Origin of the sequence: Phocaeicola oris (assembly GCF_021295095.1) — a bacterium.
GTDB classification, from domain to species: Bacteria; Bacteroidota; Bacteroidia; order Bacteroidales; family Bacteroidaceae; genus Phocaeicola; species Phocaeicola oris.
The window spans coordinates 1-17325 of record NZ_JAJLQX010000010.1; the positions used below are offsets into that span (position 1 = coordinate 1).

At 41.8% G+C, this 17325-nt stretch carries 15 protein-coding genes and 3 pseudogenes; 8 read left to right on the forward strand and 10 right to left on the reverse strand.

What is annotated here, in order from left to right; all coding sequences use genetic code 11:
• Positions 1–256 (reverse strand): annotated as a pseudogene (locus tag LO761_RS06435) (IS982 family transposase); the annotation flags it as partial.
• A 127-nt stretch (positions 257–383) separates the two neighbouring features.
• Here LO761_RS06435 and LO761_RS06440 point away from each other — a divergent pair.
• A complete protein-coding gene (locus LO761_RS06440) occupies positions 384–542 on the forward strand; it encodes a hypothetical protein (protein WP_272817463.1) in 159 nt (52 codons plus the stop codon).
• Positions 515–781 (forward strand): hypothetical protein, encoded by a 267-nt coding sequence (locus LO761_RS06445; protein WP_272817464.1) that lies wholly within the window; start codon positions 515–517, stop codon positions 779–781. The genes LO761_RS06440 and LO761_RS06445 overlap by 28 nt, the downstream gene beginning before the upstream one ends.
• Positions 782–1416: 635 nt before the next feature.
• On the opposite strand, the pseudogene LO761_RS12545 reads toward LO761_RS06445, so the two are convergent.
• Positions 1417–1739 (reverse strand): annotated as a pseudogene (locus tag LO761_RS12545) (IS982 family transposase); the annotation flags it as partial.
• A 169-nt stretch (positions 1740–1908) separates the two neighbouring features.
• On the opposite strand from LO761_RS12545, the gene LO761_RS06455 reads away from it, so the two are divergent.
• Entirely contained in the window at positions 1909–3042 is a 1134-nt protein-coding gene (locus LO761_RS06455) for a 6-bladed beta-propeller (RefSeq protein WP_272817466.1), read from the forward strand.
• A gap of 300 nt (positions 3043–3342) precedes the next feature.
• Positions 3343–4319: pseudogene (locus LO761_RS12600) on the forward strand (transposase).
• Between the two features lie 454 nt (positions 4320–4773).
• Here LO761_RS12600 and LO761_RS06470 read toward each other — a convergent pair.
• The 8 genes from LO761_RS06470 to LO761_RS06505 form a co-directional block, all read right to left on the reverse strand.
• On the reverse strand, positions 4774–6048 hold the full coding sequence (locus tag LO761_RS06470; protein ID WP_272817469.1) for a type II toxin-antitoxin system HipA family toxin: 1275 nt from the start codon (positions 6046–6048) through the stop codon (positions 4774–4776).
• On the reverse strand, positions 6042–6392 hold the full coding sequence (locus tag LO761_RS06475; protein WP_272817470.1) for a helix-turn-helix domain-containing protein: 351 nt from the start codon (positions 6390–6392) through the stop codon (positions 6042–6044). The genes LO761_RS06470 and LO761_RS06475 overlap by 7 nt, the downstream gene beginning before the upstream one ends.
• A 220-nt stretch (positions 6393–6612) precedes the next feature.
• Positions 6613–7359 carry a metallophosphoesterase gene (locus tag LO761_RS06480; protein WP_272817471.1) on the reverse strand — a complete coding sequence of 249 codons (747 nt, stop codon included), beginning with the start codon at positions 7357–7359 and terminating at the stop codon, positions 6613–6615.
• Between the two features lie 12 nt (positions 7360–7371).
• Positions 7372–8139, reverse strand: coding sequence for a metallophosphoesterase (locus LO761_RS06485; protein WP_272817472.1), 768 nt, complete (start codon positions 8137–8139; stop codon positions 7372–7374).
• A 20-nt stretch (positions 8140–8159) separates the two neighbouring features.
• Positions 8160–8663, reverse strand: a complete 504-nt coding sequence (locus tag LO761_RS06490) for a hypothetical protein (protein ID WP_272817473.1) — start codon at positions 8661–8663, stop codon at positions 8160–8162.
• Between the two features lie 76 nt (positions 8664–8739).
• Positions 8740–10317, reverse strand: coding sequence for a hypothetical protein (locus LO761_RS06495; RefSeq protein ID WP_272817474.1), 1578 nt, complete (start codon positions 10315–10317; stop codon positions 8740–8742).
• 20 nt (positions 10318–10337) lie between these two features.
• A complete protein-coding gene (locus tag LO761_RS06500; protein WP_272817475.1) occupies positions 10338–11204 on the reverse strand; it encodes a hypothetical protein in 867 nt (288 codons plus the stop codon).
• Between the two features lie 8 nt (positions 11205–11212).
• Complete coding sequence (locus LO761_RS06505) at positions 11213–11530, reverse strand: hypothetical protein (protein ID WP_272817476.1); 318 nt, start codon at positions 11528–11530, stop codon at positions 11213–11215.
• A 1139-nt stretch (positions 11531–12669) separates the two neighbouring features.
• Between LO761_RS06505 and LO761_RS06510 the strand changes: the two genes are divergently transcribed.
• The 4 genes from LO761_RS06510 to LO761_RS06525 all read left to right on the forward strand — a co-directional run bounded on the left by LO761_RS06510 (position 12670) and on the right by LO761_RS06525 (position 17141).
• Entirely contained in the window at positions 12670–14169 is a 1500-nt protein-coding gene (locus LO761_RS06510) for a tyrosine-type recombinase/integrase (RefSeq protein WP_272817477.1), read from the forward strand.
• 11 nt (positions 14170–14180) lie between these two features.
• Positions 14181–15440 (forward strand): DUF6043 family protein, encoded by a 1260-nt coding sequence (locus LO761_RS06515; protein WP_272817478.1) that lies wholly within the window; start codon positions 14181–14183, stop codon positions 15438–15440.
• Between the two features lie 174 nt (positions 15441–15614).
• Entirely contained in the window at positions 15615–15935 is a 321-nt protein-coding gene (locus LO761_RS06520) for a DUF3853 family protein (RefSeq protein ID WP_272817479.1), read from the forward strand.
• A 3-nt stretch (positions 15936–15938) separates the two neighbouring features.
• The gene (locus tag LO761_RS06525) at positions 15939–17141 is read left to right on the forward strand and encodes a primase-helicase family protein (protein ID WP_272817480.1); all 1203 of its coding nucleotides are present in this window, start codon (positions 15939–15941) and stop codon (positions 17139–17141) included.
• The last annotated feature ends 184 nt before the right edge of the window (positions 17142–17325 follow it).

A 17325-nucleotide genomic window follows, 5' to 3' on the forward strand; every position in this document is an offset into this window, starting at 1 on the left:
AAGAGACAACCTTTGGAAAGAAGTGGCGCATATACTTGCAGACCTTTTCTTGATAGAAATGCTTCAGACAACGGTAGCCTGAATCATGAAAAAGTATCAAGATTAGCATGATTTCTGCCTTGGACATGGTGGAATCACGGTGATACTTACGCTTTGTGGTAGGTGGAAGAGTATATTTTGCCATCATTGTATCAAAAAACTTGCAGAAATCATCTGCCATACAAAATATTTCTATAACTTTGCTTTCGGTGATCATAGCGATTGTTGTTAGTATTTTTTGTATTTCAGCACTATAAAAATATAACAATTTTCGCTAATCACCAATTTTATAGACAGTTATAATTCATCGAACTCACGTTAAATACTTTGACTTTCCTCGAAAGGTGGATATTTATATACCTTTGTCACATAGCGCGGACTGGGCACAGGATTACGATGTGTTCTACGTGATGGATGGACAGAATGTGAAATTCCCTTACATGACGAAGGCTGTCAATCTGTTTAATAGCAGTTTTTGGACTTCTTATTATATAAATGTGTAAAGCGTGTGGCCAATGCCGATGATTATTTCTTTCTGCCGGCAGCCGGCGAGGTAGAACCCGATTGGAAGTCCGGTGAGCTGATTATTAATAATGGAAGTTGGTATTTGTGCAGTACGGCCAATAATACTATGACGTCTGTTAATGAGGGCGCGGTAGCTTTACGTATTGAACCCACTTTGATAGAAATTAATACCATTATCTACCGCAGCTGCGTTTACAAGGCTTGGACAGCCCAATAATATAAAAAACAGGCCTTGTCAGCCGACAAACCGTCCAAACGAGTAAAAAGTAGGCATTGTCAGGCTGACAAAGTCTCCAGACGAGTAAAAAGCACGCTTTGTCAGGCTGACAAAGCCCTCAAACGAGTCAATCGGGCAATATGTCGCCTGACATTGCGTTTTATCAATAGTACTAACCCTTTAAACATTAAAAACTATGGCTAAAAAGATTGAGTACGTCCGGTTTTATCGCGTCAACGCAAACTCACCAAGGCGGAGTTTGAAATACAGCTCGGTCAGCTGGGCGGACTGCAGATAAAAAGGATAGGATAAACTGAAAAAACTTATACAATAAAATCTTTATAATCTTTAAATATCAGGGGGCTGGTCGCGGTGATACGCTCAGCCCCCTTTTTTATACCCTTGCTAATTTAACGTGAATTCGATGAAATAACAGGATGCCTATGTAGAAATCTACAAAGATGGATACGACCTTATAGTATGTTTAAAACGATGTTTTTCTCTTTTTATCAGGTTCTTTAAAATTGTCATAAAGAGATTAGTAAAAAAGAACCGTATGAATCACTCAACTCATACGTATAATCTACTTGTTTCACATAGGTGAAACAAGTGTATCACATCTGTGAAACGAAAAATTCTTTTGATGAATAAGGCAAGAGGTATGGGCACCTACCTCTCTTTGAAGTTCTACGAAACGGTTGTACGAGACAACCTCAGGAAACAGGTGGCGAAGATGAAGGCATACCTTCTCAAGATAGAAATGCTTCAGACAGCGATAGCCGGAATCATGAAAGAGAATCATTATCAGCATAATTTCTGCCTTTGACATCGTGGAAGAGCGATGATATTTCCTCTTGTGAACCGGTTTTATGGTATATTTTGCCATCATAGCGTCAAAAAACTTACAGAAATCGTCTGCCATACAAAAGATTTCAGTAACTTTGTTCTCGGTGATCATAGCGATTTTTGTTAGTATTTATTTGTATTTCTGCACTATAAAAATATAACAATTTTCGCTAATCACCAAAATTACAAGTACTTATAATTCATCGAACTCACGTTAATTTTGAATCAAATCCCTTTGAATATAGAGACTTTTGCTTTAATATAAACTAAAGAACAGTATTATGCATAAAGTTTTATTTATTTTAATAATGATATTACTTGTCTCTTGTGAAAGTAAACAAACAAAGAGTAGTAATGAGAAATCAAAAAAAACTTTCGTTAAACTTATGACACCAAATTCATTAGTAGATACATATAAAGAATTAAAATTAAGTGATTTGGCTGATTCTGTGAGGTACATCCCCTTAGAAACGAATAAAGATTTGCTTTTAGGTGATATTGGAGTTCAAGGTTCTTGCAAATATATACAAAATTCGTTTTATATTTACGATGCTCAGCAAGGCTGTATTCACGTATTTTCCTCAGAAGGTAAATTTCAAAATAAAATAGGAAAGATTGGACAGGGAGCAACTGAAATAGGACAATTCCTGGATTACACAACGGATGGGAAATTAGTTTATGTTGCCGATTTTGGGAACAAGCTACATCGTTTTAAAAAAGACGGAACTTATTTAGGATATGTTAATTTGCCAAAACAAGCTTATAAATTAATGTATATAAGTGAAGATAAAATTGGCTGCTATATTACAGACGATCAATTTAATAACACAAATAATGCTTATTCATGGCTTATTGTCAATGCAGTGGGAGATTCCATTTCATGTCGTAAAACTTTTAAAGTTAGAGAATCAAGCAAAGGAAAATCATATAATCATTATGTGTTACATGATTTCTCTACAGAACACCCACATGCTTATAAAGAAGCATTTAACGATTCTTTGTATTATTTTGATCAGGAAGGAAATATACATGCATATGGGCATATTAATTTAGGAGTACATAAAATTAATTCTTCGTTATCTTTTGATGAAGTGCTAAAACAAGGGCATGCAATACGCTTAAGTAGGATATATGATACACCACATTATTTGATAGCAAAAGGAAGATGTTTCTGTATAAAAGATAAGATGACTTGTTTTGTCTGGAATAAAGATACGAATGATTTTTTCTGTCTTCAAGATTTCAACATAACGAATGATTTGGGAGGTCCCGATTTCCAACCATTTAGTTGTGTTTACCCCGGTTTATTAATTGGTCTTGCAGAACTAGCAGACTGTCCGGAGGAATTTAAAAAACAATACAATATGAAACTTGATGATAACCCTGTATTGGTCATAGTAAAATGTAAACTGTAATAATCCTGTCCGGTAAAACTTTTTAAGTTACGAATAACTTATATATATCATCTATACAGTTATGTTCAGTAAAAAGGTTATCTAAAATATAATAATGATAATCAACCAATTGAATATATTTGCTAGATACTAATAAAATTATAAGGATATATGGACTCAACAATTGAATTTTAACCCAAATCGGTCATTAGAGCATTGTTATCATCTTTTTCTAATGACCGCCATTAGAAAAATGATTTCATATATCTTTGATTCATAGTTACTTGCTAACTTTACCACGACAAAATGCCATATATTATGATACGAGACTATGATATAAAGTTCGTGAATAAGGAAATCACTCCCTTCGGTGGACTTTCCTTGTTCTTCAAGATGCTTGTGAAATGCCGTTTTGAAGAGCATCTTGCGCAAAGTGGCATCCCTGTTCAAGATTCCAACAGAGGTTACAAACCTGCACAACTCATTTTGGGGTTGTTCGCCGGTGTATGGTGTGGCACGAACTGCTTTGGCCACCTTGACGTGGTACGTTATGATCAGGCACTCTGCAAACTGTTGGGCTGGGAGCGTGGAGCAGATCATCGTGCTTATCAGCGTTATTTCTGCAAATTCTCACAGGGCGTCAACCAACGTGTGTTTGGTGAACTGTTCAGTTGGTTCTTCTCGGAACTGTTGTTTGACAATTACACCCTGGACTTTGATTCTACGATCATAGTCCGAGAGGGCTTTCAGGAGGGGCTGCCAAAGGATACAACCCCAAGCGACCGGGCCGTCTGTCGCGCCATCCTCTTCTTGCCTTCGTTTCGGATGTGAAAACTATTGGCTGCGACCGGGCAACACCTCCGCAAGCACCAACTACCTTGCCTTCCTTGACGACACGTTCTCAAGGCTTCAAAACAAGCGGGTGGGATTAGTCCGTATGGACAGCGGTTTCTTTGCAAAGGACATACTTGACTATCTGGAAGCCAGGGGTAAAGTGCGACTTCTCCATAGACGATTTTGTTATGGACAACTTCTGGGGTACGGAGGCTTGCGGGAATTTCATCATTATGGCATACAATTTCCTTTCGCTTTTTAGGCATGCTATGATTAATTCCGACAAGAAGCAGTTCCTTAAGATCATACGCTATGAACTCATATCAACACCTGCGTATCTGGGCAAGACGAAAGATAAGCATATCCTTTATCTGGCCAGGTCGCTAAAAACGAGGAAATCATTTCTATCTATATGGGAAAAGATAAAGGAATTCTTACGGCCATACGACACCGAGAAATCCTAATGACCAATTTGGGTTGAAGGTCACCAGCGGACAAATAAAAAGGAGCTGTATTGCTGCAACTCCTTGATTTTCAATGTGGACCAGCCAGGGTTTGAACCTGGGACCTCCAGATTATGAGTCCTAAAAAATGATATTTTGTGATAGCCTACGATTTGTAAAAGTGCTGATAATCAACAGATTGCGATTTTGCAATTTTCATTGAAACTCACAAAATACCCCTGACTGAAATAGTTTGTTTACGCAATGTTTACGCAGAAATGCCTTTTGAACATTCTGTTTATCAATTCAATAGAGAATCCGTTATTTCTATTCCGATAACGTTTTTGTTTTTTTCAGCAAAATACGGCAAGGCCTTCTGACTATACATGGTAAGGTCTTCAGAAGGCTTCCGACTATTCTTTTCTTGTTTACGCAACAATTCTATATTGTGGCCTATCAAATAACAAATCTTTTATCAGCCAATCATATTGGGAATAATAGCATCTATCATAGACGATGGAACACCGCAATCTTTCGCTATACCCTCCCAATGCGAAGCAGCTTCACAAACATCATCGATAACAGATGCTGCATCTTTGATGTTGTTCTTGGAAGCAAATGTCAGCAAGTCATCTCGGGTAATATTGTCGAACTTCTCATTGATTGACATCTGATGTGTGGCGGTCCAACCGCCGTTGGGATTGTAGGCATAGCCCATATCATAAGCAGGCGAGAGATGCCACTTCCCGTCTTCTCCCATCAAGAAAGAGATATTCTTGGTATGATCATCTTGATTGCGAATAACTACGTTGAACACCATTCGACGGAACATTTGTCTTGCTTCCAGGTAAGACAATCGTAATGTCCGCATCACGTTGAAGGCTTGTTCGTATGAATAGGCTCGATGGAGTCGATAGTCAAAATGTGCAATTCCGCAAAGTGTCTGCATGTGTACCTTCTTCCCTTCTTTTCGATCGAACCGCTTTGTAAGGAAATGGGCACGTCCGTTTTCCTCAATGAGTGAGCATTCTGACATCTCTATGCCACAGGTCTTGGCTAACTTGTAGAAAGAATATTCCAGTCGTCCATAGTTCTCCGTCTCTCTGAATCCAGCCTTGGCAGATACTCCATCGAGTTTGATGAGGTAGTAGTCGAATCCAGCGGGAGCTTCCACTTGGCCAGAACGTACTTCACCTGTTTCTTTATTATAAGCAATGATGGCTTTAGCCCGTTGGCCACCGGCAGAGGTGCCAAGGCGCAGTATTTCAGCAATGGCAGCTTTCTTGTCGTCTTCCAAATTTGTTGCAAAAGAAGATTTTTCCGAAAGCGCTTCTTTGGCTACCTCAACCAATTTATCAATCTCAAACTTGGCTTCTTGGTTATAGGAAACTTCAATAGCCGGCTCAAACTCCAACGCCCCCATGCATCGTTTTCCTAAGAAACAGAGCGATTCAATAGGGTTGCCACTTGTGCGGCCTGTCAGAGACAACCATCTGTCGAACAGTGCACGTCCGTAAGTGTCGGGCAGAGAATCCGCCAACATGCCAGGCAAGCCCTGAAAGGTGTCCCTTCCCAAATTGGCAAAGGAATAGACCAGTCCTTCCCGAACTGGCATCATCAACGGTGATGGTTCCAAACCAAGGCCAATAAAACTTTGGTCATATTCAAATCTGGCAACTCCATACCTGTCATCCCAATTAAAGATGCCGACGGGTATGCCGAACATACTGACTTTCGCAACATCTACCATTCTGATTCCTCCTTATTTGTATTATTAAGTCGTCCAACTGCACGTTGGCGTTTGTGCTTGGCTGCATTAGATTGGACAAGTTCGTAGTATTCACTCGGGCTCAGCTGTTCTTCATCCACCAAAGGCTGAAGCACATCAAGTTTCCCTAATGTCCGCAATACTCTCAGCAACGAATCAAACGAGCCTATTTTCCCCTTCTCAATTTTCTTCAGTGAAGAAAGAGACACTCCAGCAGCATCTGCAAGACTCTGCTGGGTGATATTCTGTTTCAGTCTGACAGTCTTCAAGTGATTACCTATCCTATTAAGGATTAGGGCATCTGCAAGCATATAAATATCATCCATAATAGTTCAATAATAAACTTTTACGCCACAAAGATACAAATAATAGTTTAATAATAAGCTATTATTATGAAACTTTTTTCTTTATAAAGTGTTTTTTATGCTTTAGCCTCTTATATTGAAACCTAAAGTGCGGCTTCAAGAATTCAAAACTCACGCAAAAATATTTGCGCGAGTAATGTTATTCCTTGTGTATTTCTCTTGTAAGAACAGACCTATAGATTTATGCTTCTATAATATTGCCCATGCTTGTTAGAAGGAATGCCCTGCGACAATCCAAGCAAGCATATTGTTCTGTGATGATTGGGTCCGATTCTTGTTGGGTATGCCCAAAGACTTGATAGACATTGGGCAATCGCTCTCTCATGTACTGGTGGTCCGTTTCATCTGTCCATACGGGTGAGGGGTATCGTGCATAGCCCCAACGTGAAGCGGAAACATCCATCAGACCATTGAAAACAAAATCGTAAAGACTCTCTTCTGTTATCAATTTGTCATTGAGAGATGAGCAGATGCTATTCACATCATTCGGGTTGACTTCTGGCATCCTATGCCTTAGCCAACCGATATCTACACCAGCATGAGTGAAGAGGAAATCTTTCGCTTCTGTCCTTACCGTCATCGCCAGTTTGAACAATGATAAATTCTCAATAAAGATTTGATGAATCTCTTCATAACGTTCTTTGTCTTTGCGACTGCTGTTCATGTCTTTGTCGAAGTAATGGATGTCGTGATTACCCAATAGAAGTGTTACCTTGTCCATATTGGATTTCTTAAAATCAAGGATTTCCTTGAAATTCACGAGAGCCTCACTTGGAAGGATGTCCTCATAATATGTATATGGGTCCAGATAGTCTCCAAGAAAAATCACTGGCAAGTCAGGATACTTCCTTGTGGCTGATATCCAGAACAAACGCCCATGTATGTCTGGTATAATCAACAATATCGGTTTGTTATCTTTTTGTTTCATGTTCTTAACTTTTTATAGTTCAACATACTTTCCTGCATCAAATCCGTTCGAAAGATGCTCATCATTGAAGACATACCCCAATTGGTTGCTGACTATTCTAGTCTTGCCAATGGTAGCATCTATATTGGTATGGGAGTGGCCATATATCCATACATCGATACGGCTGTTGGTAATGAAGTCACCCAGTTCCGTAGCGAAGGCACTGTTGATGAGCGAGTCCAAATGTTGTGGTGCCACCACCTGCCGTGTAGGCAAGTGGTGGGTAACCACAACTATTTTCTCTGCCGTACTCTCCGCCACGCTTTTCCTGACGAAGTCCAAACAGAACTGGTGCAGTTGGTTATACTCGTTCACTTGAATGAGCTTCCCTTTGTATTTGGTCTGACGAAAGTCATTCAGCCCCTTCCACACGAAATACTTATCCTGTGCAGGAATGTTCGACCACAACGTACTCAGGATGAAGTCGGTGTCGTCAATCCGAATCACCTGATTCTGATAGATGCCTACATTGTCTTTGAGCATCCATTTCCATTGCAAGCCCCGCTCCATTACATCGCAAAACTGGTAATACTCATGGTTACCTGGAACTAACAGCACCTGACGGTAGTTGGCTGATGCCCACTTCCAGAATTTACTAAGTGGAGCAACCGTATTGTTCAGGTAGAACGTATCACCTGCCAACACAAGGACATCGCCTGTAACTGGAAACTCATTATGTTTGATGTACCTGCTGTTCGCTGCGAACTCCATATGCAGGTCACTCATGTATTGTATTCTCATTGCTCTTGTTCTTAGAATGTTTACCATACTCCATATAAAACCCTGACATCCTTGTCGTTCACAGAAGCCTTGGCTCCTTTCAGGAATCCTCTCACGGAGAGATGAAGGCTTTGGTAATACCAATACTCATCCTGGAAGTCCTCATAGATTTCCTTGATGCTCATTCCTTCATAACCAATCCCATCAGATTCATCCTTTGTTGTAGGCTCTTGCTTCAAAAACCTCTCTATTCGGTTCAGTTGTTTGGTGATCTGATAGTCACGTGATTGAAGAATTCTTACAAGCAAGTCCTTCTCTTGCTGCTCACAGAAATTACTAAGATCTGACAACATAAAATAGCCCTGTCCCATCTCATAGTCAGATAGTTCTGTCTTCATTTGGGGACTCACATCGTTAGGCAACCCCACATTCCCATAATCATCCAGAAAGTCACGGAAATGGTAATACCGACACCAGTAGCAACAGTTGTTGGCGAACCACTCCTTGCCTTCGTCTTTTTCGTCTTTGTATGACTTCAATTCCATTGGCATTTGCCATATAAGAGGCCGCCACTCGTTTCTGTGACGCACCTCTATGTGAAAACTTATATCTACTCCCATATTACTCTGTACTATTTTCGTTTGTATCTTGTTCTATAACTTTTATGCTTAGTATAAGTGCCTTCATCGCCTCGTTGAAAGTGGGATAATGGATGTCCTCAATCCCAGCTGACATTTGTCTGTTCCTCAAGGCTCCTACATGATAATAGCCTGAATATCCACTCTTTTGTGCAACCCCAAGATAGCAATCATATTTCTTCTCTATCTGCTTCCGGATTTCGCTAAGCGTAATAGGCTCGTTTGCCTCATCACGTATCAGATGATAGACTGGGTCGTGCAGCGGAATGCGCTTATCTAGTGCTACTTTGTCGTTTGGTTCCCATTTTGCATAGCGTACGATATCATCATACTGCTGGCGAGTCAGCTCTCCCTCCTTATCGCAGTCTTCTATATAAGGCACACTGATGACACCTTCATCGTCATCACCCTTCAGATAGTCGTGGAAAGTGAATGCCGAGATACGAACCATTCCGGTTTCTTCGAGAATGTGAAGGACGTTCTCCGCATCATGGAACACGAACGGAGCTCCCGATTCATAAAGAGCCATCGCAATCTCCAGAGCTTTGTCCACATAAGACGAATAGCTCACTCCCAGAGTGACAATCCACTTGCCGCCAGCATAGTATTGGGAGGCCCGAACGTTAGTCCTTGACAGGCCAAGTTCGCCATAATGGTCACATGCAAAGCTTTTAAAGTCTTCTTCACTTTCCAGGCTATATTCCTTCAGCGCATTATGTAGGCCATGATCCTGATAGTATTCTACATCGTCTTCGATATTGACGGCTTCTTTTGCACGCTCATAGTGGGAATCTTTCCAGAAGATTGTATCTGCAATGCGATAGTACTTACAGAAACGACGGATAGACATTGTGTCGAAAGGAGCAGGCACTCCCTCCTTTTTCCAATCGATTTCTTCTCCTTTCTTGACCGATGCGTACACCTTTTCTCTTCGAATCAGTTCCTTCATAACTCGGATGCAATATTCTTGGTCTTTCACCACCAGCTTTCCCTCTGGAATTATCTTGTTGAGAAACCGACTCTTTATTGTTCCAAAGCGTTGCCGATAAGGTAGATCTTCATCAATATGCTGATTGTATGCCTCTGGATTCTTTGTTATTTCTGCTACTCGTTGTTTGACGAGATGGAGAAGTGGCTCCAAGAACCAACTCATATCGTGAGCATATTCTTTGCCATCAAGATTCCTGTTGGTGAATATCACATACTCATGAACCCTGTCAGATATTTTCAGGAAAGTGTTCTCACGATAGGTTGAAGTAACGAGGAAGAACCATTGTTTCTCGTATGGATACTCCTCAACCAATGCTTTTCTGTAACTTACAATGTCGTATTCTACATATTGATCGTGCATATCTTCGAAATCTTTCCATTCTTCAGCAGTACCACGAGGTATTTCCAGCCAAATCATGCGAGCCTCGTCATCTTCGATAGGCTCAAAGATGGAGAGTACCTTCTGTATTTCCTTTACCAAGGCAAACGACTTCTCATCCACATAGAATTCTCCGTCGTGACCACTTTGGAGAACTCTGCTTATGATGGGTTGTATTATTTTGTAATCCATATTGTTTCTTGTTTGTTTATTCAAATATCATCTTCTACAACATACTCTTCACAAATATAGCAATATCGAGAAGGATTCTTTTCATAAGTCTCAATAGCGATTCTTACTTTTTGATATGGGAATACTCCTTCTTGATATGAGCATCGATGCCAGGAGTCAAAATACTCTATTATTTTCTCCTCGTTATTATATCTCACCTTGCAATGCTTATGGCATTTAGGATCGAAGTAAGAGGCCAAATCATTCCATCCCAAAAGATCGTCTATGGTAGAAGAGAAAGACAAGTAGCTTGTGCCCCCAGTTTCATCCTCGGCGAACTTTGTGTGGAATGAAATAGTTCCATCCTGTTCCTCAGAAACCTCAATCCATTTATAACGGGCTATTTCATTAGCACTCGTAACGGAATGTTCTTTTAGAAAGTTCATGAGCATTTCTATCGGGTTAAGTCGGTCCTCTGAACCAATCGGCTGATGAAAATTCAGGCTCCATTTCAGGTGCTCTGATATTTCCCTACGAATGTCAAAGGCCATAAACTCTTTTCTGTTGTTATCCAGCACCTCTCGCCCATATTGTGCGATGTCGTGACAGTGCACCGAAGCATAGCTATGTCTTCCCAAGGCATAATGGGCAGAGTACCATTGTAAGTCATTTTCTACAAGACGGTTCCGAAGGTCAACAACGTCTTTTATCTTCTTTCGGCGCAGATAATTGGAAATCTCTGCGGCTAATGCATGAAATTCAGGAGTGTCGTATTCGATATCTCTGAACTGTTTATATTCCTGAATGGCCTTGCTTCCTTCAGTAAGACCAATAGCATACCGATAGCCCATCCAGATTAAAGCCTCTTGATAAAGTTCATTTCCTTTTTTCTTTATGTCAATCTTCATTGTTCTTTTCATTTAAAGGGTTCAACTAGGAAATCGTATAGTTTTTCTGGAGTGCTTACATCAACAGGCTTGTCATTCACTCTTAGGGAGTTTACAATATCTCTCTTGCCGAAGTCTGCCTCAAATATCCACCATGAAACGTATTTTTCATCATCCTTTACAGATAGTTCAAGGAGGTGCACGCTCAATTCCCACAATACATTATGATATATAGGTGCATAGCTGCCTGGAAATGCCTGCTCCATGTGATAATTGATTTTATGGTCTATGTCACTTTGCTCTTTCAGTTTGTTCAGAGAGTTCACGAATTCGTCTTTCGTTATCATTGTCTTTTTGCTTAAAATTGTATTTTGATTATTTAAACTTATGGCAATACGCCATTAAGCCTCACCTTTTCAGCCGAAAAGATAAGGAAAGGATAATAGAGCGACTGTACTCGAGTCACTATACATGCGTAAAAGTCACTGCGAGCGCGCTCTTACTGTTCTGATGTTTTAATGGTGTGCATAAAATCTCCTCTCTGCGTGAAAACGCATTAATGGTTTAACATTCCTTCCAGACGTATTGTCTGGGTTTACTTTACTCTTTGCTTCGGAGCATCTTCCGAAGACTTGATAACTAACGCAAGAAAGTATTCTTGCCAATCCAGTAAACGGGAATGGGAGAAGACAGGTGGTAAGTCTGTTTTTTCATTCCTGGGTTCCATCCCTACACTAACGACATTACTCGCATCGCTTAACTTCTGCTTTCACGTCTCTCAGGAGTTCGCCTCTAACGTATTCGCCATACGGCTCATACCAAATGGACGTTCCCAACCAACAAGGCTACAGTTAGCTTGCCCTGCCCCTACGGGAACTATAGGCTAACCTATAAAATTAGCCGCAAAGGTACATGTTTTCGAACGATTAGCCAAAACTTTTCGAGACTATTTTTCGAGCCCATTTTGCTTATACACAGAGTGTATAAAAAAGATTGCCAGGAAAGGCCAACTCGTTGATTTTTGTTTTTCTTATCAACAAATTGCATGCAAATTTATTGTTTATCCCGTTCTTAGGTGTTAATATCTTATAAATTCTTGTGAGACTCACAGAATCTTCATATCTTTGCAGTGCTTTAGCATTTTGAGTGGGCCATGATCCCCAAGTGATGCTCTTCTTGTTTTTAGCAGGAAAGTGAGTCTGCTCACCAGTTCGTGGCTGGTAAAAACCATTCCGATGAATCATCGTGCGGAGGGAGTATTAGTCGGAAGATACTCTATCCAACTCCACATAAGAGGCTCTTCAGGGGTTGAGACCGATTAGCATAAGCCCGGTTACCCGACAGCGACAGAAGAGACCGAGATTGCACAGCTGCATTTGATTATTGCTTCGGCAATGGTCAAACGCAGTTGTTTTGTATATACCTGTATGTCAAAATAGCTGCAAGAGAGTGCTAAACATGTTTAATTCTAAAAGCTATTTTGACAATGAAACAGACAAAATCACTTCCCGTCATCAAGGAGCGTAACTGCAACGCATCCTTGGTTCTCGATCGTCGCACACAGCGACGTAACGTAAAAGAGTTTCCTCTGGCTATGCGTTTTACTATCGACCGCAAGTTCTTCTATCATGTCGTCGGAAGCTCATACACGGAAAAACAGTTCTCCGACATCTGCAACGCCACCAAGAGTTCATCTGACAACTATCGTGAGCAGCGTATGTGGCGTGAGACAATCGTGCCCAAGTACAAGGACTTACTCGCAGAACTCAACAAGGGCGGCATGTTCACCTTTGAAATGGTACGCCTTGCAGTAACCACTGGTAATCCGAACATCCAGGAGAAAGACAATCGCTCATTCATGAGTATTTGGGAGCAAGTCATCCATGACCTGAAGACCAATGACAACGGTGCCCGTTTTACGACCGGCCAGAATTATGAGAGTGCTTTGCATTCTTTCCGCGCCATCATGGGTGATGATGCCATTAAGGGATTCGACATTAATGTCGCAGAAATCCAGAAGTGGAAAGACGGCATGAAGAATGGAGTAGTAGGCAAGAATGGCAAGTTAATCGGGAAGATTTGTGACACGACAATTGGTATCTATCTCCGTGCTTTCCGTGTTGCATGGAATGAAAGTGTTCGTCAAGGATTCCTCAAAGATGTTCCCTATCCGTTCTCAAACAAGAAGGAGAAGAAACTAGTCAGCATCCTGGCTAGTGCAAAGAGGCGTAAATGCTACCTTCGTGTCAATCAGATGACGGAACTCTACAATCTTTTTATCTCCAAAGAATATCCTGATTATTGGCCTGAGTCATATAAAGCATCGGTTCACTTCTCGTTAGGCTTGTTCTTGGTTCAGTATCTCTGCAATGGCTTCAACATGGTAGATGCGGCCCGCTTGAAATACGATGACTATTACTTTCAAAATGAAGGTAAGGCATTCCGTTTCAACCGCAAGAAAACCGAAAATACAAGTATTGATGGTGCTGAGGTAACCATCCCTATCATCCAGCCCCTGCAGCATATCCTTGATGAAATTGCCGCACCACCCACCCGTGGCGGATATGTATTTCCGCAGATTCTGGGTGGTGCAGAAGATGAAGAAAATCGAAGGAAGAGGACACAGCAGGAGAATAAGAATGTGCGCGACAGAATGGATAAAGTCTGTCATGAAGTTCTGCATTGGGACAAGTCCATTAAACCCACAAACACCTGGTGCCGCCATTCCTTCGGCACTAATCTACATAATGCCGGTGTAGAAATTGACTACATCTCTGAGGCTATGGGCCATTCCAATGGTGACCATGCCATCACGCATATCTATCTTGATGCCTATCCGTTGGAAAAGCAGATGGAATATAACTCCAATCTGTTGGATTTGGAAGCAAAAGATTCCAAGCGTGATAGGCTGACAAAAGAACTGGCTGAACTTTCGGAATCCGATTTGGCCCAGATACTGAGCAACCTGAAGCAGTCTAACCAATAAATATCCATGCCATGTTTAGATTGAATTTCTCAAAGTTGTTCTCTGATTTCTCGCTGAGAAAAGAGAAAACGGATCTGTTCATCCGCACATGGAAAAGCCAGAACAAGGAAGTCTACGCTCAGTTCATAAGTGGCATAGACAACGTAGCAGATGGTGACCTTACCTTATTATATAATATGTATGCCCTGATGAAGGATTGTGTCCCGCCAGAGGCTCAGTCCTTCTACGACTGGTTCGGCGGTTTGCTGGCACAATCGCCAACCAGGACATCTGCTTTGATGTCTGATACACAATGGGCTGGCAAATACACCGAGAAGATAGCCCAGTGCATAGTCAATCGCCAACTGTGGTTAGGCATCAACTTGAAGACGGGTATGGTGGACATCTATACGTCTCAGCAAAGAGGGCTGTTGATGGTCAAATCCGGCACACCCATAGAGATATGGAATCGCTTGCCGCAATACATGAAGTCCTATTTCATCAGTCAGGTGGATAGGCTGACACGAAACTCCAAAGGCTGCATACTATTCAGCAAACTGGAACGCAAGCAACTCTATCAGGCCTTGTCTTTCTTTGCCAACATCTTTATGCTGGCTCATTCCGTGTTCATCCCTAGCTTTCTGGCAAACCTTTACGACAAGGTCATTGAGAAAGGCGATACGCTTGCCTATTGTATGTATTACTTCGTGGTTTTCGACCACGGACTCCCTCGCATGATGCAACTCCTCAATGGTATCTTGACGAAAGAAGAGGTTGATGAGAGTGGGCTGATATTGATTCGTAACTGTGTCCACTCCCTCGTTTACCAAAGCATGGAATTAGGAGCAGAGACCAAGGCATCCTGGGAGAATGCCGTGGAGGACTGCAATCCCGAAATCTGGAAGGATGTCTTGTTCCTGCTGCACAAGACAAAAGGGAAAAGAGGAAAGAAAAAGTCAATCCGAACTTTGGACGAAATCCTTATAGGTGACATTGCCGCCCAAAAGAAAAAGATACGCCTGTTTCTTGATGAGAATGAGGATGACATCTGCCTGGCTTATCTGCTCCTTGCCTTGGTTCAGACAGGCAAGGTTAAGGATGCCATCCCCTATATGACCTTCCATCGTGCCATGGAGCATTTCATGGGGCGACATATCGGACATGACATCCCTCAGAAGCGGTATGGTGAGTTGAAGAACGATTCTGGCTATTTGAGCCCTTACAGCAACAGTTGCAAACGGGCCAAACGCATCATCAACAAGTGGATTCGCATCTTTGCAGAAACGGACTGAAAAGGCTCTTTTTTCTTACCTTCTGTTAAAAGTCGGTCGGTTTTATTTCATGCAAATAAGACCGACCGACGCCCTTTTTATTATGCCATACCTTTGCCGTCGAAATCGATTTCAGAGAATGTAAACGAGGCTCTAAATGCCTCAATTGTTTAACAATTAAACTCACAAAAAGTTATGGAAAAGATTTTCGATATCAAACAACTGCTCCAGAAGCCTATCGCCATGATGACGGGCGAAGAGCTGGCCTTTCTGATTGGCAGCAGTATTGAGGCAAAGGCAAACGATGCAACGCCCATTGTTCAGAAACGCACCTACTACGGCATCGAGGGCATCGCCCAGGTGTTCGGATGCAGCGTACCAACCGCCAACCGCATCAAGCGCAGCGGCATCATCGATGCAGCCATCACGCAGATCGGGCGAAAGATTATCGTGGATGCCGACCTGGCACTTCAACTGGCAAAGGAAGCGGAAATCAACAAAGAAAAGCAAGTCTAATCTATGGAAAAGAAAGACGAGTTTATTCGTGTTGGCACTACCTATTATAAGATAGTGGACCAGCCACTCATCAACGGAGATACGGTAAAGCGGCGCATCCCTTGGAGTATCGAAGCCCTTAGGCAGGACTATAGCAAGAACTTCATTGCAGAGATACCAAGATACGATGGCTTCTGTACGGTTCCCGACCATTGCTTCTACAACAGAGAAATTGGAAACTTCTACAACTTGTATGAGAAACTCACGCACAAGATAGAGGCTGGGCAGTTCCCTCACATCAAATCGTTGATTGAACATATCTTCGGTGAGCAATATGACTTGGGAATGGATTACCTTCAACTTCTATACATGAGACCCACGCAGAAGCTGCCCATTCTCTTATTGGTTTCCACGGAACGGAATACTGGCAAGACTACATTCCTCAACTTTCTAAAAATGGTGTTTCAGGACAACGTAACCTTCAATACCAACGAGGATTTCCGAAGCCAGTTTAATGCGGACTGGGCTGGCAAGCTTCTCATCCTTGTCGATGAGGTGTTGCTCAGTCGCCGTGAGGATTCCGAGCGACTGAAGAATTTGAGTACTGCACGTACTTACAAAGTGGAGGCGAAAGGTAAGGACAGGTCGGAAGTGGAGTTCTTTGCTAAGTTCGTGCTTTGCTCCAACAATGAGTCCTTTCCTGTCATCATTGATCCAGAGGAAATCCGTTATTGGGTGCGTAAGGTTGAGCCACTGGAGAATGATGATCCGAACTTCCTTCGTCACATCGAAGAAGAGATTCCGCAGTTTCTGTTTCATCTGCGGCATGGGCGAAGCCTGACAACGACCAAAGAAAGCCGTATGTGGTTCAATCCGAAGCTCATCCATACGGAAGCTCTTGACCACATCATCTGCCACAATCGTCCTCGTGCCGAACTGGATATGGTGGAACTCTGTCTGGACGTGATGGAGCGGAACAATCTGACACAACTCTCGTTCTGTCCGAATGACATCCATACACTACTTATCAATACTCATGTGAAGATTGAGAAGTGGCAAATCCTGAAGGTGCTGAAGGAACGTTGGAAGTTGAAACCAGCAGACAATGCTTATCGCTATACTACCTATAACATCGACTACAACGACGTCACAAACTACATGGCCGTTCAACGAACTGGCAGGTATTACACCGTTCAGCGGGATTATCTGGAGCGATTGCGCTGTTGATTTGATGAATTGTTGAGCATGGAGCATAAAAGATAATACATCAATGCTTTGTAAACACATAAAACCTCAACAAACATTCAACAAACCTAAGCATCAATTATTTTTCTTTTGACTGGCAAAAAATAGTTATAATAATGGCTTATCTGCAGATTTCCATAACCTCGTCCTCAGCAAGTGGGACGAA